This is a genomic window from candidate division TA06 bacterium, assembly GCA_016208585.1.
Taxonomy (GTDB): Bacteria; Edwardsbacteria; AC1; order AC1; family EtOH8; genus UBA5202.
In genome coordinates, this window is sequence record JACQXR010000039.1 from 39,907 (window position 1) to 63,815 (window position 23,909).

Genomic DNA, 23,909 nt, shown 5'->3' on the forward strand with positions numbered 1-23,909 from the left:
AAATCATAGTGGGGGTATATTGTCAGTGCGTTGCCTGATTCTGGGAGGCGCCGGTTTTATCGGCGCTAACGTCGCTAGATCCCTTGTGGAACAGGGTGATGCGGTTAGAATATTCGACCGGCCCAATGTTGATTTGAGCAATATTGCCGATGTTTCGGAGCACATTGAATTCATTGGGGGTGATTTTACTAACCCAAAGGATCTTAATGAAGCGCTGTCTGGAATTGATGTGGTCCTTCACCTTATTGGAACAACCTTGCCGGCTACCTCGGTTGCCAATCCGGTATATGATATAGAAACCAATGTTGTTGGCACTATTAAACTGCTCGAGTTGTGCTGCCAGAAAAAAACACAAAAAATTATTTTCCCTTCCTCCGGAGGTACAATTTACGGGCGCCCCCAGACGCTGCCGATACCTGAAACTCATCCCACCAACCCCGTCTGCTCATATGGCATATCAAAACTTGCCATAGAAAAATATCTTAGATTGTTCAACGAACTTTACGGATTGAAATATACGATTCTGCGGATAGCCAATCCATACGGGCGGTACCAAAACCAGTTTGGGCAGTTAGGGGCGGTTAATGTGTTTTTGTGGAAGACAATTACCGGCCAGCCTATCGTGATCTGGGGCGACGGCACTATCGCCAGGGATTATTTTCATATCGATGACCTAGTGGGTGCGTTTCTTTTGGCGATAAAAAAGCCGACGAATTCGCATATTTTTAATATAGGCAGCGGCAAGGCGCATACTTTGAATGAAGTAATCTCATCAATAAGCGAGATAACGGGAATCAAGCCGGTGATTGAATATACAGCTGGACGTAAGTTCGACATTCCATCAAATTATCTTGATATAAGTAGAGCAGAGATAGAATTGGGATGGCGTCCCAGTGTGGATCTAGATAAAGGCCTTGTCCTTACCTGGGAATGGATGAAGACGCTTAAATGATAGCTGCTAACTTTGCAATAAAAGCGTAGACGCCCGGGTCAAGTTTTAAATGACTAAAAGTGCTTTCTTGAAAGATAATCGGTTGTTTATCATCGTTATTAGGTTTTTTCCAACGTCATTGCGAGTTTGGCTTCTTGCCTGATCCGCCTGAGGCGGAAAGCAATCCAGGAAAAATTCAAATCAGCAGTTTAAATAGGGTAACACATGAAAATAGTACAAACAGTTTTCGGCAAGTTTCATCATTTTCATTTAGCCAGGCAATTGCATAAAAGGGGAATGCTGGAAGCCATATTCTCAAGTTATCCTTCGTGGAAATTGCGGAACGAGGGATTGCCCATGGAGAAGATAAAAACCTTCCCATGGATCCACACGGCAATGATGGCAAAATGGCGTTTTGGAATGCATAATGATCGTTTGGACAAGGAACTGGCCTGGGCACTGGCCAATACATTGGACAGGCATGTTGCAAATAAACTGCCGCACTGCGACGTATTTATTGGAATATCGGGATCCGGCCTGCGGACGGGCGGCATATCGCAGAAGCGGGGGGCAAAATATATCTGCGATCGGGGTTCCACCCATATACAATATGCCAAACAAATACTGGATGAGGAATATAACCATTGGGGATTAAAATTCCCCGGGATTGACCCCCGGGCCATAGAAAGGGAGAGGGCGGAATACTATCGGTCCGATATTATTACGGTGCCATCTGAATTTGTCCGGAAAAGCTTTATTGAAAAGGGTGTAAATCCCAATAAAATACGAAAGATACCTTATGGAGCGGACCTGAATATGTTTGCGCCCGTTGATAAACCACCGGATGATGTTTTTGAGGTTTTATTTGTTGGGCAGGTTTCATTGCGAAAAGGCATTCCATATTTATTGAAGGGCTTTTCAAAATTTAAACATTCAAAAAAAAGACTGAGGATTGTGGGATCCGCTTTTCCGGGGATGGATGTTATTTTTAAAAGACATGATATGGGACAGGTTGAATTAATGGCTCCGATACCATATAACAAACTGAAATATATTATGAGCAAAAGCCATGTTATGGTCTTGCCAAGCATTGAAGAGGGATTGGCTTTGGTCCAAGGTCACGCAATGGCCTGCGGCTGTCCTTTGATAAGCTCCATTAATACCGGCGCAGAGGACCTTTTCACAAATGGAAGGGAAGGGTTTATAATACCGATCCGTGATTCCGATGCTATAACGGAAAAACTGGAAATAATGGCCCAGAATCGTCAAAAAAGAGAAGAAATGAGCGTTGCTGCTTTAGAACGAGTAAATTCTATTAAAGGGTGGGATACTTATGGCGATCAATTTGCCCGGTTGTGCCAGGAAATAACTTTGGTTAATTTGTGAACAATGAAGGACCGGTCGGCTATAATATTTGTTCCCTATATTGAAGCCTTTGGCGGTTGCGAAAGATTGCTATTAGACCTGTCGAGGTATCTTAACAGTCAAGGCATAAAACATAAAGTGATATGCTACCGCCATGAAATAGATTTATCAAATTATTCCGAATGGCCCATTAAGGTTGCGGATTTGACCCAAAGCAACAACCCCTTACGCCGAGCGGGTTATTTGAAAAAATATCTTTCAGAACAATCTTTCGATCAATTGGGTGAAACACTACTGGTCGGTTTGCAGGCGGCGCGTCATGCCGGTTATTTGGGCTTAAATAATTACTCGGTGCTTATCATTGACCCACCCAGTCTTTTACAGCCGGTCGAAAGCAGATGGAAAAATATCTTAGACCGATTTAGAAATATAATTACAATAAATTATGTCAGAAGGGGCATGGCCCGGGCTTCATGGACTGCTGTTATGACACAATATATTTCTTCTGAAATTATAAACCTATGCGGAGTTCATCCTCTTCTAATCAGGCCGGGCGTTTCATTGGGAGCGGAGCATTTTAAAATCAGGTTCCATTCGACTTCGGAACCGTTCCATATTCTTTCAGTCTCCCGCCTTGAGAAAAGCAAGAGGATAGACTGGATATTTAAAGCGCTGGAATGCCTGGATAAAAACAACGGGAATTTTCCAAATGGTTTTTCTTGGGTATTTGACGTGGCGGGATCTGGCAGCGATGAGACAAGACTGAAAAGGATGGCCCGGGAAAAGGGTTTGTCAGACAAAGTAGTTTTTCACGGGCATGTTTCTCCGGATGGTTTAAAAAAACTATTTTCCATGGCCCATCTTTTCGTCATGCCGGCCCGTCAGGGATACGGCTTGCCGGCCCTGGAGTCCCTGATACAGGGGATTCCGGTATTACTGCATCGGGAATCCGGCGTAGGCGAAATTCTTGGGGAAACCCAATGGGCCGAGGTGGTGGATGATGACAGTCTGGTTGAGGGTCTTGAGCGTATGGTTGACAGAGTCCGTTCCGGATTTATGAAAACAACGCCCTTGCCTTACATTCCCAGTTCACAGGACTGGGCTAAGCAGATTTGCCGGCAATGCCGCTGGCAATAAAAACCGCGGAGTTGTATATATGAACAAATTAATGCGCTATCTGTTTTCGTTACGGGATATTCAACGGATAAATTTATCTTTGGCCAGAGCTTCAGCCACGGCTCCATTGCGCCAAATAGATCCCACAAATCCGGCCACATGGGAGTTTTCCGGCTTCAGCCAGCATGGGGAGGACGGGATTATAGATTATTTGACCGGCAGGTTGAAACGTCCGGAAGGCTATTTTGTGGAGATCGGGACCGGCAACGGACTGGAAAACAATTCTTCCTGGCTGGCTGTTGCCAAATATTACAGCGGGCTGATGATTGACGGCAATCAAGATAATGTTGATTGGTGCAGGTATTTATTACAACCGATGAATTACGGATTGGATTTCAACCAAGCGTTTGTCTCTAGGGAAAGTATCCCTCGAATAATAGGCATGATGGTTATAAAAATGCCCGACCTGTTTTCGTTGGACATAGACGGCAATGATTATTACATTTGTTCCGAATTGATGCGCCAAGGGATAAGACCAAAGATATGGGCCGTGGAATACAATTCAGCATATGGCCCAGAAAAGGCCATTACCATTAAGTACCAGCCCGATTTCCGCCGCGCCAACGATGGCAACGGGAAACTTTACTACGGGTGTTCGATAGCCGGTTGGGTCAAGTTAATGGGCGGTTATGGTTATAGCTTCATCGGGGTTGACAGCTGCGGGGTGAATGCCTTTTTTGTAAATCCGGACGAATTTGAACAGGGCTTTATAAAACAAATAAAGGCGACTAATTTTAAGGAAAATGTTTCTCAAATGCGGGAATTCAGAAAGACTTGGGAAGGGCAATTTGCGTTGATTCAAAACATGGAGTTTGAGAATGTTTTATGAAAATTTTCTTTGCCAGTTACTTGGGCGCTAATTGGATGTCCGGCTGGCAACGGGCCTGCGCTTTGGAAAACCTGGGACATCAAGTAACCAGATTTTGCTATGATCGCTATGACAGAAAGACCGGATGGGGGGGGAAAATAATCGCCAAATTGTTGCCCCGACCATTTGATTCTCAAATATTGTCCCTTTTTAACAAAGAGTTTTACCAATCGTTATCCCAATATAAGCCGGATGTGGCTTGGATCGAAAAGCCCCTTTTGTTGCTTCCCGATACGCTTAGTAGCTGCCGGGCATTATTGCCCAACTGTGTTTTTGTGTGCTTTCAAGATGACGACCCGTTTGGTTTTCGTAACAAGGAAGAACATCAATGGCGCTATTTTAAACAGATCCTGCCCCTGTTTGACTTTCACCTGCTTAAAAAGAACGTTGATCTGGAGGAATTTCCCAGGCACGGGGCGAAGAGGGTTATAAAATTCCGGGGCGGGTATTTCGGCCAGATATTCAGACCCTATGACCTTAATTCGCTTGACGCACAATATAAATGGCCGGTTTCCTTTGTCGGCACGGCCCTGGATAAAAGGATAGATACAGTAAAGGAAATAGTGGAACGTTATAACATAGACCTCCATGTATGCGGGAATTCATGGAACCGGCATTTGGTCTATTACCTTCACCGAGAGCGGTTTCATCCCGCAGTTCACGGCGAGGGTTACGCCAAAACTATTGCCGGCAGCAAGATATCCCTGGGGTTTGTGTCTTTTTCCAACCGGGATGAGTTCAGCATGAGGAGTTTTGAGATACCGGCCTGCCGGGGTTTCTTTCTGGGGCAGAGGACAGGGGTCCATCGGGAATTATACCGGGAGGGCGTGGAGGCGGAATTTTTTGACGGTGCCGAGGAATGCGCCGACAAAATACGCTTTTATCTGTCCCATGATTCGGCCAGGGAAAAGGTCGCTTCGGCCGGATACAAAAGATGCATAGAGTCAGATTACAGCCTGGAGGGCAGCCTAAGACAGGCCCTGAAGCAGATAATCGGAAGCAGCCGATGACGGAGCGCCGGTATGGAATTTAGGCTGGATTCATTCAGGCGGATCAAAATGGCCCAGGCCTGGATCTTCGCAGTGGCGCTATTCCTGATGCAGCTGTTGACCGGGACCAATCTGGATTTTGCCCTGCTGGTCCTGGCGTTTGTCATATTCACCGCGGCGGCAGTCAACCGCGCCGGCGGCCCATTGACGGTTGGCGGTTTCGGAATAGCCATGTTGGGGCTAAAGATAGTGATAATCTCCCAGTGGGCCAAAATATTTTTCGGACAACCGGGAGACAGCTATCTGGATGTTCCTGTCCTGACCATCGGCGTTCTGACGGCCGGCATGATAAGCATCTGGCTGGCCGGGCTGACGGCGGGGCTGTTTATCGGCCAAAGAAAGGCATTAAAGCCGGAAACAAGCCCCGAGATTCTGCTGGGCCTTTCAGTTACTGTATATGTTATTGGTCTGGGGTCTTACCTTTATGTCATGTTCCACGGATATGACCAGGCGGCAGGGGAGATCAGCGTGGGAGGGATCACCGGTCTTCTCCGTCAGATTGGCTTTATCTATCCGGTTTCCACCATCAGCGCTGTGGCCTATACCATAATTGCCTCCGGCCATAAAAGGAGCATTAGCCCTTGGGCCACAATACCATTGGCAACCCAGTTCTTCTTTGGCGTTTTGGGCACCAGCAAGCAGATGATGTTCGAGCCATTCCTGCTTTATTTGCTTACCTGCCTGGCCTTCAATTACAAGTTCAGGCCAAGGCATATAATATCCCTCTCTTTGATATTCTTGGCAATGGTTACGGTGCTTTTTCCTTTTGCTCAGATCGGCCGGGCAATGACCCGGGACAATGATCCCCAGCAGAATCTTGCTCTTACCAATATTTTTATCAGAGATATTTTCCTGAACAAGGAGAACCTGGAAGAGGTGGAATGGTGCATCGAGGAGGTTGCGTACAAAAAACAACGGTTTTTGTATTACGGCCGGGACATGGGGCTTCTTGACAGGATGTCCCTGATTGAGCAGAACGATGAACTTATCCGGGCTGTCGGAGAGCAAGGTTTCTCCGGATGGCATACCGTAATCCATGGTTTCAAGATGCTTCCACCCAGATTATTGTATCCCGAAAAACCGATATATAATACCGCCAATTATTTCGGGCATAAAATAGAAACATTGGCTGACGAGGATTTTACAACCCAGATAGCTATGGGAATAATTGCCGAGGCCTATGACGCTTTCGGCTGGCTGGGGGTGATTATAATACCGTACCTGATAATGGCGGCGTTCATCCTGCTTTTCAACACCCTTAGCGGCACGATGGAGCGTAATATCTGGACGATTTTCCTGATGGGTATTTTTCACCATAATCTGGTGGAAGCCACCGTTTCTTCCATTACGTTGTATATCTTTCAGTTTCCCTTGTTGCTCTTGGCGATGTATTTCCTGCTGATGAAAACTGTTTACGTCATGCTGCCGCTTTGGGAGCGCTTGCAGTCGTTCGGGCCTTTTGCTGTCCGTCCGTCAGGACGGCGATGGTATCTTGCCAGTTTCGCTTGAGATCCCCGTGATTGATAACGGCGTTGAGATCAGATATTTTTCCATTCAGCATCCGAAATTCTGGGGCACTTCTTTGCCCCTGGGCCTGGCTTTAAGGCGCGATCTGCCAGCATACGATATAATCCATATTCATTCGTTATACTTATTTCACGATCTAACAGCAGGCCAACTGTGCCGCAAATACCGGGTGCCGTATATAATCCGGCCCCATGGCACCTTGGACCCCTACATTTACAAGCGGCATCGCCTGAGAAAAAGGATTATGGAGATATTGTTTGAAAACCGGAACATCAAGGGCGCCGCTGCTCTACACTATACCACCGAAGAGGAGATGCTTCTGGCCAAGCCGTATGTTTTTAACTCTCCGGGGGTGGTTGTTCCCAACGGATTGAATTTGGGGGAATATGAGAAATTGCCTCCGCCCGGCGCTTTCAGACAATTGTTCCCCCAAGTTGGCGATAAACGCTTGATCCTTTTTCTGGGAAGGATAAATTTCAAAAAGGGATTGGATATACTAGTGCCGGCCTTTGCCGGGGCATTAAAATCGTTTCCCAATCTTCATTTGGTTGTTGCTGGTCCGGATAACGACGGCTATGGACAGAAGGTTCGTGTTTGGCTTAAGGAACAGAATATACTTGACAGGGCAACCTTCACCGGGATGCTGGAGGGCCGGGATAAATTGGCCGCTTTTCGGGATGCCGAGATGTTTGTCCTGCCGTCCTATACCGAAAATTTCGGGATATCGGTTTTAGAAGCCATGGCCTGCGGTGTCCCGGTAGTGGTATCGGATAAGGTTAATATATGGCGCGAAATAAAGGGGGCCGGGGCGGGGCTGGTGGTGCCTACCGAGCCGGAATCTCTTGCCGAGGCAATAACTGTCCTATTAAACGACCAGGCTTCGACCAGGCAGATGGGACAAGCCGGACAAAAATTGGTCAGGGAAAATTATCAATGGACGATGATTGCCCAAAAATTAGAACAGGCTTATGTCTCTTTATCCGGTAAAGTATAAAAAATTATTATGGCGTTGAATAATCCCCAAAAATGGCTGTTTGAACCGAAAATCTGGCGGGTGATAACCGGAGTTTATGTTTTAATTATCACTTTTGCCAGTCTTAATCCCTGGTTCCGTCCGCGATCGGAAAATAATTTTTGGTCGCCTGATAAATGGCTGCATTTTGCCGCTTATTCGGGGCTTTCTATTCTGCTGGGTTTGTCCTATGCCCGATTGAAAAAAAACGACTGGTTGGCAATAATGGCTACAGCCGGGACCTTGGGATTTGGACTGGAATTGGTTCAAGGGATAGCCCTTCCCTTTCGTACATTTTCCTGGCATGACGCAGCGTCAAACATAGCCGGGGCGGCGCTGGGTGCGATAGTGGTTAAAGTTATAATCCGTCCAGCAGATTTTCCAAGTGTGAAATGATCTTCGGGTTAGTAACAGCAATGCTTTCGACCGGTATTTAAAAATGTATCGAATTACGACATGGAGCAAAAATGAATAATAAGGAAACTTTTTATCCCGAATCCCGTTTTGGCGGATTTACAGATATTGATGGTACAGTGGCGTTTTACAATAGGGTTAATTCACTGCTTGCTCCCGCACAGGTGGTCCTTGATATTGGATGCGGCAGAGGGTCTTTTAAAGAAGACCAGGTAACACTTAGAAAAAACCTCAGAATTTTGAAAGGGAAAGTAGCAAGGGTTATTGGAATTGATGTCGATCAAAATGCTAAGGAAAATCCATTTATAGATGAATTTCGTCTTATGCAGGATTATCCTTGGCCGATAGATAATGACTCTGTCGATCTGATTATTTGTGATAATGTTTTAGAACATATTGATGCTCCCGATCGTTTTTTTGGGGAAATTCACCGGGTGTTAAGTAATGGCGGCTTTTTGTGCCTGCGGACCCCCAATCGGTGGAGTTACTTTGCGATAGCTGCCACTATTATTCCCAACAAGTATCATGCAAAAGTTACGGCTATTGCTCAGAAGGGCAGGAAAGATGAAGATGTGTTTCCCGCGTTTTATAAATGTAACAGTATCAATAAACTAAAGCGCATCTTCAAAAAAAGTGGTTTTAATTATATCGTCTATGGCTACGAAGCTGAGCCAAGCTATCTTTCATTTTCGAAACTGGCATATTTTTTTGGTGTTTTGCATCAAAGGTTTGCTCCGGGATTTCTTAAACCGGCAATATTCGCATTTGGAAGAATAAGCAAAGAGTCCAACCTCTATAAATAAGCTTCTAAGCAAATTAAATGACGGCAAGGAAAAGTTGAGGGATATTGAAAATATCAATCAGCGAGAGTCTTGAACAAATTCTTTAGACAGAATATTTAACCGCAACGAATTGCTAATACTAAGTTAAAAGTTTTATATTAAGAGAGAACAACAATGATGAAAAACGGAGGTAGCATTATTACTGACTATGGATGGAAGGATGATGCTCCTACCCAGGCGCATAGCTACCTTTGGCCGGCTATTTGCCGACAGTTGCCTGCTAAACCGGCTAACGTTTTCGATATAGGTTGTGGCAACGGCTATATTTCTTCTTTGATAGCGGATAAAGGGCATAATGTAACGGGCATAGATTGTTCGTCTGACGGTATTGAAATTGCTAAGGCACGATATCTCAACGCTAAGTTTGAAGTCGGGTCTGCTTATGATAATCTTGATGATATAGCACTAAATATAGATTTGATAATATCGGTTGAGGTTATTGAACATCTTTATAATCCCAAAATATTTATCGACAATATCTTTAAAAATCTTCATCTTGGGGAAAAGTAGTGCTAACCACGCCCTATCATGGATATTGGAAAAACCTGGCGATTGCGTTATTCAACCAGTGGGATTTTCATCATACGGTTAACTGGCAGGGCGGTCACATTAAATTCTTTTCCCCGCGGACATTAAGAAGCCTTTTAGAAGAGGCGGGGTTTAAAAATATCGAATTCAAATATGCCGGTCGCTTTCCATTATTATGGAAATCGATGATTGCCATTGCACGAAAACCATAGAAAAATGACAAATCAAACCGTTAATAATGATCCAGCCCCGGTCTCTATTCTAGTCATAACCAGAAATGAAGAGAGGAATATTAGTTCTTGCCTGGAAAGCCTTGGCTGGGCTACGGAACTGGTCGTTCTTGATTCCTTCAGCACCGATGCCACGGTCAGTTTAGCTGAAAAGTACGGGGCCAGGGTTTTTCAGCGGCAATTCGATAATTTTGCCTCCCATAAAAACTGGGCCATTGATCATATCGACTTTAAAAACCGGTGGCTGCTGATAGTAGATGCCGATGAGAGAGTAAGCCTCAAGCTGGCCCGGGAGATAGAGTCGTTGCTGGCGGCGCCGTCCGAACACAACGGCTATTATATCGCCCGCCAGAATATATTTGCCGGCAAATGGATTCGGTTTGGCGGCTGGTATCCCGACTGGCAGCTGCGGCTGATAAAAATCGGCAAGGCCCGATATGAGAACCGGATAGTTCATGAACATATGATGCTGGAAGGGTCTGCTGGTTTTTTGAAAAATCCGCTAGTACACTATGATTACAAGGGTATCGAAAGATATTTTAATCGCCATAATACTTACTCCAGTATGGAAGCAGTGGAAATTTACCGATCCCTTAATGGGTTGAACAATAAGGGTATCATTCCGGAGGGGTTTTTATCAAAGGGTCCAGCCCGACGAAGATTCCTGAAAAATTTTGCCTATCGGCACCTTTTTGCTCGCCCATTATTCAAGTTCATTTGGATGTATTTCCTGAAGTTTGGATTTTTAGACGGCAGGATAGGGTTTCGTTTTTCAATGCTGCATGCCTTTTATGATTATCAGATCAGCCTGAAGCTAAACGAGTTGAAAGACAAAAATTCGCCGCTATATGAAAAATATAAGGAATATATTGAAAAATGACTTCACCGGAAGGCATATGTTTGATCTGCGGGAGCAAAATTGAAACAACAGTTAAGAATGTGTTTGATACCAGATTTGGGATAAAGGGATTTTACGATGTCGGCAAATGCCTTTCCTGCGGCCTGGAACAACTGTTTCCCCGTCCGGACGGTAACGAACTGAAGAAGCTTTATGAGGATCACTATAATTTTCAGGGGGGCGATAGCGCGAAATACCGGGCCAGACGGCAGAAGTTCTTGTCTTCTTTTCTCTACAGGTTTTGGATGTTTATTGACGGCGATATCGCTTTTTACCGGACAAAGGGCCGGGGCCGGCTTTTGGATGTCGGCTGCAATGAGGGCCGGGGGATGATTCGGTACCAAAGAAACGGCTATACGGTTGAAGGGCTGGAGATCAACCGGGTGGCGGCCCAGGCCGCCCGGTCTCTGGGTTTTATGGTGCATGCCGATCCGCTGGAAAGCTTTCAGCCTTCGGAAGCATACGATGTAGCGGTGCTGGCCAATGTTTTGGAGCACTCATTGGCTCCGGCTGATATGCTTGAAAGCATCGGAGATCTGCTAATGCCCGGCGGCCAGGTTTGGATAAGCTGTCCCAACGGTCAAAGCTGGTATAAAAAAATTTTCGGCCGATACTGGATAAACTGGCATCCGCCGTTCCACCTTGTCCATTTTTCCCGGACGACCCTGGTCAAAATGTTGAACAGGGAAGGCTTTGCCGTAGAAACAGTAAAAAACGAGACCCCGGCGCTGTGGGTCGCCCAATCGCTGATAGCTGCCGGATTTGCCCGGCTGGGCATTGTCACGCGGCAGCTGCGTACAGCCTGGCTGGTGGGCGGCGCCATGCTCCTGATCCGCCTGCTGTTTTTTCCGCTGCTCTGGTTGGGGAACCTGCTGGGGAGAGGTGACTGCCTGGTGATAAAGGCTTATAGGGGTAAGGGCGATTGAAGATTCTGATATACGGACTAAATTTCTGGCCGGAATTGACCGGCATAGGAAAATACACCAGCGAAATGGCGGAATGGCTGGCCGGCCGGGGCCATAAAGTTGAGGTCATTACCACGCCGCCCTATTATCCTATGTGGAAGGTGCCACAGGGATACACCAGCCTCTTTTACAACAAAGAGCAGTGGGGTAAGGTGTCCATCTGCCGCTGTCCCCTATGGGTGCCGGACCGGCCCAACGGATTCAAGCGGGTGATGCACCTGTTGTCCTTCGTGCTGAGCAGTCTGCCGGTTCTCGTATATATGGCGATCGCCGGCCGGCCCGATGTCATCTGGACCGTGGAACCGGCCTTCCTGGGGGTTCCGGGAACCTGGCTGGCGGCCAGGCTGTCGGGGGCCCGCTGCTGGCTTCATGTCCAGGATTTTGAGATCGATGCCGCCTTTGGACTGGGGTTGTTAAGGGGGCGGATCCTTTATAAAATCATGTCGGTCATGGAACGGTGGCTGATGGCCCGCTTTGATAGAATTTCCAGCATTTCCCAGGCGATGGTGGGAAAGCTGAAAGAACGGGGAATAGGGGAGGGAAAATCGGCCCCGTTCTCCAATTGGGTTGACACTGCCCTGATCCGCCCGCTGCCCCGGGAAAAATCGCTCAGAACGGAATGGGGCATTCCGGACGATAAGACCGTGGTGCTGTATTCCGGCAATATGGGGAAAAAGCAGGGCTTGGACCTTGTGTTGCAACCTGCCGGAGAATTCAGGAACAGCCATCCCGGGGTCATCTTTTTATTGGTCGGCGAGGGAGCGGCCCGCCGGGAAATCGCCGCTGAGGCTGAAAGGATGGGTCTGGATAACATCCTGTTCAAGCCTCTCCAGCCTGCCGCAGCCATGCCGGCTCTGCTGGCCAGCGGGGACATCCATCTGGTTCTGCAGAAGAGGGGAGTGGCGGACCTGGCGATGCCCTCAAAATTGACAGGCATACTGGCCGCCGGGGGGGCGGCCATTTTGACGGCCGATCCAGGAACGGAAATGTATCGGGCCGTCAGCGAAAATAATCTGGGCTACATTATCGAGCCGGAGTCCGCTCCGGCCCTGGCCCAAGCCTTGGCTGAGTTGATCAATAACCGGGAGATGAGGGACAAATTCAGGAAAAACGCCAGGGATTATGCCGAGCAATACCTGGACAAGAATAAAATCCTTGCCGCGATGGAGGACGAATTAAAAGCAATGCCAAAGGCCCGCGATCACGACCGCTAAGCAACCAGAATCATTTTACATGAATAATCCAATAAAAGTTTACCTGCTGTTGCTATCAGCATCTGTTGCTATGAACGGGGATCCCTGCCAGGCGGCCGATTTCACAATAACCGACCGGGGTTTGGAAAGGCTTTCGGAAGAACTGGAACTGAGGGGTTTGGCGCCGGCAGCTTCGCTTGGCGGACCCCTGCTTTTCAGCCGCTTTCGGCAGTGCCCTGATTCGGTCAAAAGCCTGGGCCAGTTCAAAGAGCTAAGCCGGGGAGTCCCCTACAATCATGACCAGAACCTAGGCCTCTTCTCTACGATTGAGAGCAGTCTGGAACAAAGCCGGACCGGGCATTCAACCATCGGCCATTTCCGGGGCGGCCTGCTGATGGGCTCGGGGCCCTGGTCAATGGCGGGAACCTATGACGGCGTTTCCGGAGATGATGCCCAAGATAATTATTACGGCTACCGCTGGCGGGGGGTCCGGGCCAGGACCGACCAGGTTTACCTGAGGTGGTCAGGCGACAGGGCTTTCTGCCAGCTGGGCAAGGACTACCTGCGGTACGGTTTGGGGATGGGATTGGCGGGCAACTCCCCCGTTGAGAATATTCAGGCAGGAATTCGGGTCGGCCGGCACATAAAGCTGCATGGCTTTACCGGCAAACTGGACGGATGGCTCAGGGACAGCGTTTTCGTCAACCGCTTCCTGGCCGGCCATCGGGTCCAACTGGATATCGGATTCCTCCAGCTGGGGCTTTCGGAGTTTGCCATATACGGCGGCCCCGGCAGGACCTACGAGCCTTATTACCTGCTGCCGCTGTACATATTTCTGGGCGAGCAGGACAACCGCCAGATCGACGACAATATCATCTGGGACCTGGACTGCAAAGTATTGCTGCCGCCATTTGCCTTCAAGGCCGAGCTGATGGTGGACGATTTTCAGATAGAACGTAAAAGCAGGGGGGATGAGGAACCCACCGAGGCCGGATTTGGAATCCAGGCCGACTGGGCCATCCTGTCATCTCCGCTGTATCTCAGCGCAACGGCATCCTATCGGATGGTCACCAACTGGACATTCAATCAGAATAAGGACTGGAACCGTTTCATTTTTGAGGGCCAGCCCATAGGTCCCCGGGAGGGAAACGATTTTGATCTGGCCAGCTTCAAGCTTAACGCCCTCGGCAACCGCTGGGATGCCTGGGCCGAGATCTATTACCGGCGGAGGGGCCAGGGCCGGATAGACGATCCCTGGACCAGCCCCTGGACGACAGATTCCACCTGGAGCCAAACTTTTCCCAGCGGCTTGGTGGAGAAAATCACGGGGTTTCAGGCCGGGATAAATTACCTGCTGCCGGGTTCATGGTTTTTCGGCTCCCGGAGACAGGCCGGCGTTTTCGGGCAATGGAGTTATCGGCAGGCGGTAAATCAGTCTAACCTGCCCGGGATTGACGGCAAAGACTGGGTTATTAAATTGGGCTTGGGAATTTCACTGTCCCGCAGCTTAGAAACACTTGCCCAATAGCGTTCAATCGTTTTTTTTTATACTATGGTAACGGACATCAATAAAGCCAGGATAGCACTGGTTCACGATTATCTCAACCAGTATGGTGGGGCGGAGAGGGTGCTGGAGGCTATTCACGGGCTTTTCCCCCAGGCTCCGGTATATACTTTGCTTTATGACCAGGCGAAACTTCCCGATCATTTTAAGCTTTGGGAGATCAGAGCGTCCTTCCTGAACCGGATGCCTGGACGCCGGCGGCATTACCAGAAAATGCTGCCGCTTTTCCCTTTAGCCATTGAAAGCTTTGACCTGAGAGATTACGACATCGTGATCTCCAGTTCTAATGCCTGGGCCAAGGGGGCCGTTACTTCCGGCCGGACTTTTCATCTATGTTACATCCATACCCCCATGCGATTCGTGCGGGACTGGTATCACCACATTCCTTTTGAACACAATGCCCTGACCAATGTCTTTCTTCTGCCATTGTTAAACCGGATCCGGGGGTGGGACACCGCCAGCGCTGCCCGTCCGGATTGCTATATTTCAAATTCCAATGAAGTCCAGGACCGGGTGTCCAAATACTACCGGCGCCCCTCGCAGGTCATTTACCCGCCGGTAAACACCGACTTCTTCCGGCCGGCCGATGCCCCGCCTGGCGGAGATTATTTTCTGACTGTCTCCAGGTTAAAGCCATACAAGAGGCTGGATCTGGCGGTAAAGGCTTTCAACGAGATGGACCTGAAGCTTACCATCGTGGGCGAGGGGAGCGAGCTTAATAAGCTTAAAAAGATGGCCGGCCCCAAGATCAAATTGGCCGGCAGAGTGTCCGACATGCAGTTGCTCAACTATTACCAGAACTGCCGGGCCCTGGTATTTCCCGGCCTGGAGGATTTTGGCATTGCCCCGGTAGAGGCCCAGTCCTGCGGCCGTCCGGTGATTGCCTACGGGAAGGGCGGGTGCCGGGAAACGGTTATTGACAAAGGGACCGGAATACTGTTTTCCCGCCAGACAGAGGCCGGCCTAATGGAAGCGGTCAGATCCTTCAAGCCGGAGGACTTTGACCGGCAGGCCATCAGGCGGCATGCCCTTTCCTTTGACCGGAAGATTTTCGTAGGCAAATTTACCGAGATGTTAGCCAACCAATATTCCAACTTTATCAAAAAAACGGCCTGAACATGAAAAAGAACTGGTCCGGCCTGTATTCCTGGTTGTCGGTGGCCAGCGACATGATATTAGGATTAGTAGCCGGGCAGCTGTTGTGGCGGCTATGGTTTGTGGAATGGGGCAATTGGCTGGGACCGCAACCCCTGGAGATGGAGCAGAAAATTTTGGTGGTTTTTTCCCTTCTGCTCTCGATACTATTGCATGGCGGTTACCGCAATACCTATAAACTGAACCGCCTGGAGCAGATCCTGAACATCTATAAATCATCGCTGGTCAGCCTGTTCTCTATAATTCTAATTGTATTTATAATCAAGGGTTACCGATATTCCCGGGGCTACATCGTGCTCTACTATACCGTGGCTCCTTTCTTTCTGTCGCTGGGCAGGGTAGCTTTGTTTTCGCTTAATCTGGCCCTGATGAAGCGCGGTTGGGGGATAAAGAAGGCCGTCATCGCGGGCAGTAGTAAACCCGCCAAAGCAATACTTGACCACCTTTTGGAAAACCGGGCCTACGGTTATCAAATAGTGGGTTTTTTGGTGGGCCATCCCCAAGACCTTTCCTTCGGCTACCGCGGAGTCAAAGCTATCGGCCTGCACAGCCAATGCAATTTGGCCGTCAGGGACCGGAAGGTTGAAAAGATTTTCATCCCGGGACTTACCGGGCGGCTGGCGGATTATAGCGACATGCTGGAGCTGTGCCGGCATCTGAAAATAGAGGTCAGCATCATTTCCCATCGTTTTGACCTGCTTGCCCGGGCAGCCGGAATATACGATGTGGCCGGGGTGGCAATACTCTCCCAACCCGGGCCCTTCTACGCCAGAATGTACCCGGTTATCAAGCGGATCTTGGATATTGGCCTGTCCAGCCTGGCCCTGCTGTTGTTCAGCCCGCTGATGCTGTTTATTTCCCTTATGATAAAATTGAACTCCCCCGGCCCGGTTTTCTTCCGACAGCAGCGGTTCGGCAAGGATAGCCGACTCTACCAGCTGATGAAATTTCGCACCATGCGCCAGGGGACCGATAAGATCAAAAAAGATCTCCAGCACCAGAACGAAGCCGACGGACCGATATTCAAGATGAAAGACGACCCCCGGATCACCCGGGTGGGCCGCTGGCTGAGGCGGCTGAGCTTGGATGAACTGCCGCAATTGATAAATGTTTTCCGGGGCGAGATGAGCCTGGTGGGCCCGCGTCCGCCGCTTCCTTCCGAGGTCGAGCATTACCAGAAATGGCATAAATACCGGCTGAACGGCCCCCAGGGCATGACCGGACTTTGGCAGGTTTCGGGGCGAAGCGAATTATCTTTCGAGGAAATGGTCCTGCTGGATATCTACTATCTGGAGCACTGGTCCCCTATGATGGACATAGAGATACTCATCAAAACCATCCCGGCGGTGATAACCGCTAAAGGCGCATACTAAACAAATCGCAGTCAACCGATAACAAAATCAAGATATCAAAAAACATAGTCCGGCTGGGCTGGGTCAGCCTGCTGACCGACGTATCCTCGGAGATGTTGTACCCGATCGTGCCGATATTCATCACTTCCGTGCTGGGCGCACCTCTGGCGGCATTGGGGCTGATAGAAGGCCTGGCCGAAAGCATCTCCAATATCCTGAAGATATTTTCCGGCTGGTGGTCCGATCGGGCCGGGAAGAGAAGGCCGTTCGTGATCGGGGGATACTCGCTGTCGACCTTTTCCAAACCGCTGCTGGCTTTTGCCCAATACCTGGGCTGGCCGTTCGTCCTGGCCATGCGCATCCTGGACCGCGCCGGAAAGGGCTTAAGAACCTCGGCCCGCGACGCCCTGATCGCCGATTATACCCCGGAATCGCAAAGGGGCAAAGCCTTCGGATTGCACCGGGCCATGGATTCCCTGGGGGCGGTGTTGGGGCCATTGGCCGCCCTGTTCTTTATGAGCAAAATGAACGCCTCCAATCCCGTCGCCCAGGCCCTGTCATACCGCCAGGTTTTTTTATGGGCCTTCGTCCCCGCAGCGCTGGGAGTGATCGTATTGTTTCTGGTCAAAGAAAAGCCTTTCACTGCCCGTTATAAAAAGCCCCAGTTCGGCTGGAAAATGTTCGGCCGGGAGTTCAAGATATTCATTTTCATCAACCTGATCTTTGCCATCGGAAATTCGTCCGATGTTTTTCTGATCATCAGGGCCAAGGATCTTTTTACCGGCGTGTCAAATCCGATAGTGACGGTCATTCTGGCTTACGTGCTTTATAACCTGACATATTCCATGGGTTCCTACCCCGCCGGGGTGCTGGCCGACCGGATCGGCTCGAGAAAAGTGTATGCCTTGGGACTGTTATTGTTCGGCCTGGTATATCTGGGTTTCTCCTTTAACCATAACCCGGCCCTGGTCTGGGTTTTATTCGCAGTCTACGGGTTCTACACGGCCTTCACCGACGGAGTGGGAAAGGCCTACGCCTCCAAACTGGCGCCGGAAGACTTGCGGGCCACCGGTATGGGCGTATATCACATGTCCACCGGGTTGGCCACCTTTGCCGCCAGCACAGTGGCCGGCTTGCTATGGCAGGCGTGGGGTTTTAAGGCCGCATTTCTTTATGGGGCGGGAGCCGCCCTGCTGGCGGTGGCCATGTTTGTTTTCTTAGTCAAAGGGAAAAAATAAATGTCCGCAGTCATAAAGGCCATAAATGTCGGCAGAATATTTAAAGCTCCCAAAGGAACTATTCAGGTCTTATCCGAATTAACTCTTTCCGTCGAAAAAGGAGAGACCATCGCCATCACCGGGGCCTCCGGCTCCGGTAAATCCACCCTGCTGCAAATCCTGGGCTGCCTGGACCGTCCCACCGCCGGTCAGGTGACTATCGCGGGCCAGGACACTTCCAAGCTTTCGGATCATGAACTGGCATCGGTGAGGAATAAAAGCATAGGCTTCGTCTTTCAGTTCCACCATTTGCTGCCGGAATTCTGCGCCTGGGAGAATGTGGCCATGCCGCTGTTGGTGCGGGGCCAGTCCCTGATCCAAGCCGAGGAAACAAGCCGGAAGATCCTTAATGACCTGGGGCTTGAGGAAAGGGCCGAACACAAGCCCAATGAGCTTTCGGGCGGAGAACAGCAGCGGGTGGCCATCGCCAGGGCCATGGTGGCCCGGCCCCTGGTGTTGCTGGCCGATGAACCCACCGGCAATCTGGACCGGGCCACCGGCCAGAATGTGGCCCAGCTTTTATGGGATCTCAACCAAAAAACCGGGATAGCATTGGTGATAGTCACCCACAATCAGGAAATAGCCCAAAGGGCCCCCAAAATACTGGAATTAAAGAACGGAAAACTGTGGACCAAATAAAAGAACGGCAAACCCTGAAGACCGAGGATATCTTTAAAAGCTACAAAAAACACCGGGCGGTCAACGGCATTTCCCTGGAGCTGAAACGGGGCGAGGTAGTCGGCCTGCTGGGGCCCAACGGGGCCGGCAAGACCACCACTTTCAACATCATCACCGGGCTGTTGAAGCCGGACTCCGGCAAAGTGCTTTTAGATCAGACCGAGATCACCGGACTGCCCATGTATCAGCGGGCCAGGCTGGGGCTGGGATATCTGACCCAGGAGGCTTCGGTCTTTCGCAAGCTGACGGTGGAGGACAACATCATGGCCATCCTGGAAGTGATGCCTCTGAACAAACAGCAGCGCCAGGAACGCTTGAAATCCCTGTTGAGCGAACTCAACATCGAGCATCTGGCCCAAAAGAAGGCCTATGCCATCTCCGGCGGCGAGAGGAGAAGGGTGGAGGTGACCCGGGCCCTGGTCACCAATCCGTCCTTTTTGCTTTTGGACGAGCCCTTTACCGGGATAGACCCCATTGCCCGGGCCGACATCCAGCAGGTGGTGGTCAAGCTTAAGGAACGTGGCATCGGGGTTTTGATCACCGACCACAATGTGCGGGAGACCCTGGAGATCACCGACCGGGCTTACGTAATATACGAAGGCCGGGTGTTTGCCTCCGGCACTTCGCGGGAAATAGTGGAACATGCCGGAGCCCGGGAGAAATTTCTGGGCGAAAAATTTACCTTGTGAATCCCGGGAAAATCATTCGGTAGGGCTGTCAAGACAGTCATAAACCAATTAGATATTTTTAAATGCTTCCATGAAAACAGTCTTATTCCTCTGCACCGAAAATTCCTGCCGCAGCCAGATGGCCGAGGCTTTTGCCAAATCCTTCGGGGCCGGGGTGATCACCGCCTACAGCGCCGGCTCCAGCCCGTCGGGTTTGGTCAATCCTTGGGCCATAACAGTAATGAGGGAAAAAGGCCTGGATATCTCCTCCGCCCGGTCCAAAGGATTTAGAGATCTTCCGGTCAGCCAGGTGAATTACCTGGTCACCATGGGCTGCCAGGATGTCTGCCCCGTCTTTCCCACCACCAAGCAGGTGGAATGGAAACTGCCCGATCCCAAGGGCCAGCCGGTAGAATTTTTCCGTTGCGTCAGGGACGACATAGAAAAAAAGGTGAAGGAATTCATAGAAACGGTCTCGGCCAAGAACGTCAAACGCGATTACCGGGCCATTGCCGCCGAGGTCGCAAAAAAACTTCCGGAAAACTCGAAACCCGGCCAGAGGATGAAATTAGTCACCAATGAACTTTGGGAAAACCTTAACGACAAGGGTTTGGACTGGGTCGGCTTTTACCGGTTGCTGCCGGGCCAGGAGGCCATGGAACTGGTCTGCCGCCAGCCCCGGGCGGCCTGCTCTCCCATTGGCCTGCAGGGCGTCTGCGGAAAGGGGATGAAGGATAAAAACCCCCAGATAATAAAAGACGTTTATGCGCTGGGAGACCAGCATATAATCTGCGATCCGGCCAACCTGTCCGAGATAGTGGTACCGCTAATCGAGCCCGACGGCAGCTGCCGGGCGGTGCTGGACCTGGACAGCCGGGAACTGGGGGCTTTTGAACAACAGGACGCTGAGGGGCTGGACTTGGTGCTGCGAAGCGCAGGCCTGTCGGTTTAATGCCTCAGACGAAAAAAGACCGCCCCGTATTATACGGGGCGGTCTTTTTTGTCGCTGCAATTGTGGATTACTTCAGCACCGCCATCTTCTTGGTGCTGTTGAACTCGCCCGAAGCCAGCCGGTAGAAGTAGATGCCGGCCGAGGTCTGTCTGCCCGTTTCGTCCTTACCATTCCACTTGACGCTATACGGGCCGGGATTCTGCTTTTCGCTGACCAGGGTCTTGACCACTTGCCCCAGGGTGTTGTAAACCTTTAGACTTACCTGCCCTGGTTTTGCTAATTGATCATTGTCTGCTGAGCGCAGGGGTTGGGCGCGTTTTGCCTCAGTTCATAGCCATAACCGGGCTGGCGTTTTAACAATAGCAACAGAGCGGGCATCACAAACCGGGCCGTCCGTCCAGCATGGCAGCCGCAGTCGGCCAATATTTCACTGTTTCGGTATTTTGTGGCAGATTCCTTTGGGAACATTATTGCCTCTATTATATGTATTAGACCAGTAGTGATATGATACCAAAAGTTTAAACAAAAGTCAAATGAATTATTACGGCCTTACGGCCGTAGCATCCGGGTCTAGGTTTCAGACTATGTCTGTCCTGCTACGCAGGAACCACTTCATCTACGCCCTTACGGACGTAGTATTACGTCGGTAGAAATAAAACCGCCCTGCTAAATGGGGACGGTTTTACGGTGTTAAACAATAGCGTCATTACCTATACCTTATGCTCTCCTCCGTTGGCCGGGGAACAGGCCATATCCCCGCACTCGGCGCACTCAAACTGGACGGTGGTGTGCAGTATCCCGAACTCATGTTCCAGCAATTCCTGGATCTCGGCCAAAAGCGCATCGCTCTGGCTGGTCATCTGGTCGTCTATCTGCACATGGGCGCTTAGGGCGTGGATCCCTGAGGACAGGCTCCAGACATGCAGGTGGTGCACCGCCCGCACTCCGGCCATGCCGCTTAAGGCTTGTTCTATTTCCGCGCTTTCCACGCCCGCCGGCGCGGCCTCCAGCAAAATATCCGCCGATTCCTTTACCAGGCCATAGGCCCCCTTCAGGATCAGGGCTCCTATCAGGACGCTCAATATGGGGTCTATCAGCAGCCAGCCGGTGAAGCGGATCACCAGCCCGCCGATGATCACCGCCACCGACGACAGCAGGTCGCCCACCACGTGCAGGAAGGCACCCCTCACGTTCAGGCTCTGTTTGCTGGAGGCCCGAAGGGTGAAAAAACCGGCCAGGTTGACGGCCAGCCCGGCCAGAGCCACTATGATCATCAGTCCGCTGTTGATCTCCGCCGGCGAACTAAAGCGCTGCCAGGCCTCGTAGAAGATGTACCCTGACAAAACTATCAAGGTAACCCCGTTTAAAAGCGCCGCCAGTATCTCCAGCCGGTAGAAGCCGTAGGTTTTTTTGGCGTTGGCCGAAGTGATGGCAAAGCGGATGGCCAGCAGAGACAGGCCCAGCGCCAGTACGTCGGTCAGCATGTGCCCGGCGTCGGAGACCAGGGCCAAAGAACCCGACAGCCAGCCGCCGGCGAACTCCACCAGCATAAAGATGGCGGTGAGGACCAGAGTCCACCACAAGCCCTTGAAACTGTCGGCCCAGTGGTCGTGGCAATGATCGTGAAACATTGTGTTTGATATTTCCTTTCAATACTAAAGAGTTTATCCTTAAATAAGCTTTGGGTCAGCATAAACGAGCGAAAAGGCATGTGGTGAGCCTGTCGAACCATGCCAGACCAGGAAGGCGAGTGAAGCGTATCCACAGCGATACGGTGAATGAGCGTGACGCAGTATGGCGGTTTTGCAGCCGTTTATGCCCAAATTGTTATTTGAGGATGCAGTCGTCGGAGGAACAGCCGAATGATGTTTTTCGTTTTGAATTGAGCACGGCCTGGGCGCAGCCCACGCCCGCCCGCACCCGGATCGCTCCGTGGGGACAATTGCGCTGGCAGGCGCCGCACTCTATGCAGGCGTCCTTGTCGGCCAGTTCCGCCTTCTGCCCGGCCAGGCGGAATACCGCGCGGGGACAGACCTGAACGCAGCGGCCGCAGCCCTGACACCGTTCAGGATTGTATTCCAAGGTAACGACATTTTCAAGATATCGCAGCATAACCGTCTCCTTATATTAGCTTAAACAGGCATAGTATTTGCATAACTGCCGCCAAAACTATTCCTCCGATGATCCAGGGCATGGATTGCTTGATTTCTTTCTTTACCCCCGACAGCGAGGTAAAGGTTGATGCGCCGGTAAAGTTCATGGCCAGGTACGCCGAGATGGTCGTCATCAGCAGGATCAGCGATACTGCCGGGATGGGAAACACTGGAAACCAGTGAAAATAATTTGAGGCCGATGCCAGCGATATGCCCGACAGCAGCCCGGCCACCGCCCCTTTTAGCGAGAACATCCGGCCGGGAAGAACCGGCAACAGCGCGGCCGTCAGCACGGATCCGGCCAGTATCGAGGCCCACAATCCAACGATCACGAAGCCCGCCCGCTGCCAGCCATGGGACAATTGGAAACCGTCCGGACCGAACGAAAACAGCAGCCACAGGATAATGGAAATCCAAAACCACTTGGGCCAGGCTTGCGACAGTTCCAGTAGCGATACTGCCAAACGGTCGGCCAAGTCAAACCGAACCGTGCGCATGCCGGGACCGGCCGAGCGTCCGTTCTTCATGAATGCAGCTATGTCCTGCGCCCGCACCGGGCCGTAGGTGACTGTAAACCCCGTCTGTTTTTCCACCACGTATGCCGAAATACCAGACGCGCCCAGCTGCGGCACGATCAGCTGGCGGTGGCGGACCACTTGCGCCAGTTCCGATTCCCTGACCAGGCGGATCAACTCTGCGGTGCCGAAGGTGCCCTTGCCGGCCGCGCACCAGACGTTGACGCCCTTGGTATCCAACACCAGAAGCCAGCCGTCAACCCCGGGAAGTGCGCGCCTTAAAATATCGAACGATAGTTTGTAATTGGCCGAGACGAATACCGGGGAATCGGCTGTTGGCTGGCCTACCGCGTAAAGTCCAGGGCGGACAGCGTATGACATGCGGTGGTACCCAAGCCGGACCAGCGCCTGGCCGAGATGGTCGGAAAGATCCCATTCCGTTGCGACACGTTGGATGCCGCCGGCCGGCGAGTCTATCTGACCAAGCGATCTAACCGGTTTGTATATGATTCCAGTTTTGGTGGCCGGGCCGCAGCAGCAGTTTTCGGTTTGCTGGACGGTTTGCCCGGCGTTGCAGGAACAGTCTGTCATAATTGA

The 23,909-nt window shown here is 50.7% G+C and carries 25 protein-coding genes; 21 read left to right on the top strand and 4 right to left on the bottom strand.

Annotated features, from left to right (window positions below; all coding sequences use genetic code 11):
- Positions 1–16 precede the first annotated feature (16 nt).
- From HY768_03210 to HY768_03310, 21 genes are all read left to right on the top strand, one after another.
- Positions 17–952 carry an NAD-dependent epimerase/dehydratase family protein gene (locus HY768_03210; protein ID MBI4726227.1) on the top strand — a complete coding sequence of 312 codons (936 nt, stop codon included), beginning with the start codon at positions 17–19 and terminating at the stop codon, positions 950–952.
- Positions 953–1,156: 204 nt separating this feature from the next.
- On the top strand, positions 1,157–2,317 hold the full coding sequence (locus HY768_03215) for a glycosyltransferase family 4 protein (protein MBI4726228.1): 1,161 nt from the start codon (positions 1,157–1,159) through the stop codon (positions 2,315–2,317).
- A gap of 3 nt (positions 2,318–2,320) precedes the next feature.
- Positions 2,321–3,433, top strand: a complete 1,113-nt coding sequence (locus tag HY768_03220; GenBank protein MBI4726229.1) for a glycosyltransferase family 4 protein — start codon at positions 2,321–2,323, stop codon at positions 3,431–3,433.
- A gap of 496 nt (positions 3,434–3,929) precedes the next feature.
- A complete protein-coding gene (locus HY768_03225) occupies positions 3,930–4,301 on the top strand; it encodes a hypothetical protein (protein MBI4726230.1) in 372 nt (123 codons plus the stop codon).
- Positions 4,298–5,350 carry a glycosyltransferase gene (locus tag HY768_03230; GenBank protein ID MBI4726231.1) on the top strand — a complete coding sequence of 351 codons (1,053 nt, stop codon included), beginning with the start codon at positions 4,298–4,300 and terminating at the stop codon, positions 5,348–5,350. The genes HY768_03225 and HY768_03230 overlap by 4 nt, the downstream gene beginning before the upstream one ends.
- A gap of 12 nt (positions 5,351–5,362) precedes the next feature.
- Positions 5,363–6,898: a hypothetical protein gene (locus HY768_03235; protein ID MBI4726232.1), complete on the top strand. Its 1,536-nt coding sequence runs from the start codon at positions 5,363–5,365 to the stop codon at positions 6,896–6,898.
- Positions 6,882–7,910 (top strand): glycosyltransferase, encoded by a 1,029-nt coding sequence (locus HY768_03240; protein ID MBI4726233.1) that lies wholly within the window; start codon positions 6,882–6,884, stop codon positions 7,908–7,910. Before HY768_03235 ends, HY768_03240 begins: the two co-directional genes overlap by 17 nt.
- A 9-nt stretch (positions 7,911–7,919) precedes the next feature.
- Positions 7,920–8,324, top strand: coding sequence for a hypothetical protein (locus HY768_03245; GenBank protein ID MBI4726234.1), 405 nt, complete (start codon positions 7,920–7,922; stop codon positions 8,322–8,324).
- A 71-nt stretch (positions 8,325–8,395) separates the two neighbouring features.
- Complete coding sequence (locus HY768_03250; protein MBI4726235.1) at positions 8,396–9,145, top strand: methyltransferase domain-containing protein; 750 nt, start codon at positions 8,396–8,398, stop codon at positions 9,143–9,145.
- 153 nt (positions 9,146–9,298) lie between these two features.
- Positions 9,299–9,694 carry a class I SAM-dependent methyltransferase gene (locus tag HY768_03255; protein ID MBI4726236.1) on the top strand — a complete coding sequence of 132 codons (396 nt, stop codon included), beginning with the start codon at positions 9,299–9,301 and terminating at the stop codon, positions 9,692–9,694.
- On the top strand, positions 9,694–9,924 hold the full coding sequence (locus HY768_03260) for a hypothetical protein (protein MBI4726237.1): 231 nt from the start codon (positions 9,694–9,696) through the stop codon (positions 9,922–9,924). The genes HY768_03255 and HY768_03260 overlap by 1 nt, the downstream gene beginning before the upstream one ends.
- Positions 9,925–9,928: 4 nt before the next feature.
- Positions 9,929–10,822 carry a glycosyltransferase family 2 protein gene (locus tag HY768_03265; GenBank protein MBI4726238.1) on the top strand — a complete coding sequence of 298 codons (894 nt, stop codon included), beginning with the start codon at positions 9,929–9,931 and terminating at the stop codon, positions 10,820–10,822.
- Positions 10,819–11,766 (top strand): class I SAM-dependent methyltransferase, encoded by a 948-nt coding sequence (locus tag HY768_03270; protein MBI4726239.1) that lies wholly within the window; start codon positions 10,819–10,821, stop codon positions 11,764–11,766. The genes HY768_03265 and HY768_03270 overlap by 4 nt, the downstream gene beginning before the upstream one ends.
- Positions 11,763–13,019, top strand: a complete 1,257-nt coding sequence (locus tag HY768_03275; GenBank protein ID MBI4726240.1) for a WcaI family glycosyltransferase — start codon at positions 11,763–11,765, stop codon at positions 13,017–13,019. Before HY768_03270 ends, HY768_03275 begins: the two co-directional genes overlap by 4 nt.
- A gap of 19 nt (positions 13,020–13,038) precedes the next feature.
- A complete protein-coding gene (locus tag HY768_03280; protein ID MBI4726241.1) occupies positions 13,039–14,526 on the top strand; it encodes a hypothetical protein in 1,488 nt (495 codons plus the stop codon).
- A 24-nt stretch (positions 14,527–14,550) separates the two neighbouring features.
- Entirely contained in the window at positions 14,551–15,678 is a 1,128-nt protein-coding gene (locus tag HY768_03285; protein ID MBI4726242.1) for a glycosyltransferase, read from the top strand.
- A gap of 2 nt (positions 15,679–15,680) precedes the next feature.
- A complete protein-coding gene (locus HY768_03290; GenBank protein MBI4726243.1) occupies positions 15,681–17,090 on the top strand; it encodes a sugar transferase in 1,410 nt (469 codons plus the stop codon).
- 44 nt (positions 17,091–17,134) lie between these two features.
- Positions 17,135–18,307: an MFS transporter gene (locus HY768_03295; GenBank protein MBI4726244.1), complete on the top strand. Its 1,173-nt coding sequence runs from the start codon at positions 17,135–17,137 to the stop codon at positions 18,305–18,307.
- Entirely contained in the window at positions 18,308–18,985 is a 678-nt protein-coding gene (locus HY768_03300) for an ABC transporter ATP-binding protein (GenBank protein ID MBI4726245.1), read from the top strand.
- Entirely contained in the window at positions 18,868–19,713 is an 846-nt protein-coding gene (gene lptB, locus HY768_03305; protein MBI4726246.1) for an LPS export ABC transporter ATP-binding protein, read from the top strand. The genes HY768_03300 and lptB overlap by 118 nt, the downstream gene beginning before the upstream one ends.
- Positions 19,714–19,783: 70 nt before the next feature.
- Entirely contained in the window at positions 19,784–20,644 is an 861-nt protein-coding gene (locus tag HY768_03310; GenBank protein MBI4726247.1) for a hypothetical protein, read from the top strand.
- Between the two features lie 67 nt (positions 20,645–20,711).
- Here the strand turns inward: HY768_03310 and HY768_03315 are convergent, their stop codons facing one another.
- The 4 genes from HY768_03315 to HY768_03330 all read right to left on the bottom strand — a co-directional run bounded on the left by HY768_03315 (position 20,712) and on the right by HY768_03330 (position 23,903).
- Positions 20,712–20,948, bottom strand: coding sequence for a T9SS type A sorting domain-containing protein (locus tag HY768_03315; GenBank protein MBI4726248.1), 237 nt, complete (start codon positions 20,946–20,948; stop codon positions 20,712–20,714).
- A 406-nt stretch (positions 20,949–21,354) separates the two neighbouring features.
- The gene (locus HY768_03320; protein MBI4726249.1) at positions 21,355–22,275 is read right to left on the bottom strand and encodes a cation transporter; all 921 of its coding nucleotides are present in this window, start codon (positions 22,273–22,275) and stop codon (positions 21,355–21,357) included.
- Positions 22,276–22,471: 196 nt separating this feature from the next.
- Complete coding sequence (locus tag HY768_03325; protein ID MBI4726250.1) at positions 22,472–22,756, bottom strand: 4Fe-4S binding protein; 285 nt, start codon at positions 22,754–22,756, stop codon at positions 22,472–22,474.
- Between the two features lie 10 nt (positions 22,757–22,766).
- Positions 22,767–23,903 (bottom strand): acetyl-CoA synthase subunit gamma, encoded by a 1,137-nt coding sequence (locus HY768_03330; GenBank protein MBI4726251.1) that lies wholly within the window; start codon positions 23,901–23,903, stop codon positions 22,767–22,769.
- Between the last annotated feature and the right edge of the window lie 6 nt (positions 23,904–23,909).

Bases quoted from the DNA above. Each gene is read 5' to 3' on its own strand.
- HY768_03250 (MBI4726235.1), top strand. From the start codon at position 8,396: ATGAATAATAAGGAAACTTTTTATCCCGAATCCCGTTTTGGCGGATTT.
- HY768_03330 (MBI4726251.1), bottom strand. From the start codon at position 23,903: ATGACAGACTGTTCCTGCAACGCCGGGCAAACCGTCCAGCAAACCGAA.
- HY768_03325 (MBI4726250.1), bottom strand. From the start codon at position 22,756: ATGCTGCGATATCTTGAAAATGTCGTTACCTTGGAATACAATCCTGAA.
- HY768_03290 (MBI4726243.1), top strand. From the start codon at position 15,681: ATGAAAAAGAACTGGTCCGGCCTGTATTCCTGGTTGTCGGTGGCCAGC.
- HY768_03270 (MBI4726239.1), top strand. From the start codon at position 10,819: ATGACTTCACCGGAAGGCATATGTTTGATCTGCGGGAGCAAAATTGAA.
- HY768_03310 (MBI4726247.1), top strand. From the start codon at position 19,784: ATGAAAACAGTCTTATTCCTCTGCACCGAAAATTCCTGCCGCAGCCAG.
- lptB (MBI4726246.1), top strand. From the start codon at position 18,868: ATGGGATCTCAACCAAAAAACCGGGATAGCATTGGTGATAGTCACCCA.
- HY768_03235 (MBI4726232.1), top strand. From the start codon at position 5,363: ATGGAATTTAGGCTGGATTCATTCAGGCGGATCAAAATGGCCCAGGCC.
- HY768_03280 (MBI4726241.1), top strand. From the start codon at position 13,039: ATGAATAATCCAATAAAAGTTTACCTGCTGTTGCTATCAGCATCTGTT.
- HY768_03225 (MBI4726230.1), top strand. From the start codon at position 3,930: ATGCGCCAAGGGATAAGACCAAAGATATGGGCCGTGGAATACAATTCA.
- HY768_03245 (MBI4726234.1), top strand. From the start codon at position 7,920: ATGGCGTTGAATAATCCCCAAAAATGGCTGTTTGAACCGAAAATCTGG.
- HY768_03300 (MBI4726245.1), top strand. From the start codon at position 18,308: ATGTCCGCAGTCATAAAGGCCATAAATGTCGGCAGAATATTTAAAGCT.
- HY768_03320 (MBI4726249.1), bottom strand. From the start codon at position 22,275: ATGTTTCACGATCATTGCCACGACCACTGGGCCGACAGTTTCAAGGGC.
- HY768_03285 (MBI4726242.1), top strand. From the start codon at position 14,551: ATGGTAACGGACATCAATAAAGCCAGGATAGCACTGGTTCACGATTAT.
- HY768_03220 (MBI4726229.1), top strand. From the start codon at position 2,321: ATGAAGGACCGGTCGGCTATAATATTTGTTCCCTATATTGAAGCCTTT.
- HY768_03265 (MBI4726238.1), top strand. From the start codon at position 9,929: ATGACAAATCAAACCGTTAATAATGATCCAGCCCCGGTCTCTATTCTA.
- HY768_03215 (MBI4726228.1), top strand. From the start codon at position 1,157: ATGAAAATAGTACAAACAGTTTTCGGCAAGTTTCATCATTTTCATTTA.
- HY768_03230 (MBI4726231.1), top strand. From the start codon at position 4,298: ATGAAAATTTTCTTTGCCAGTTACTTGGGCGCTAATTGGATGTCCGGC.
- HY768_03255 (MBI4726236.1), top strand. From the start codon at position 9,299: ATGATGAAAAACGGAGGTAGCATTATTACTGACTATGGATGGAAGGAT.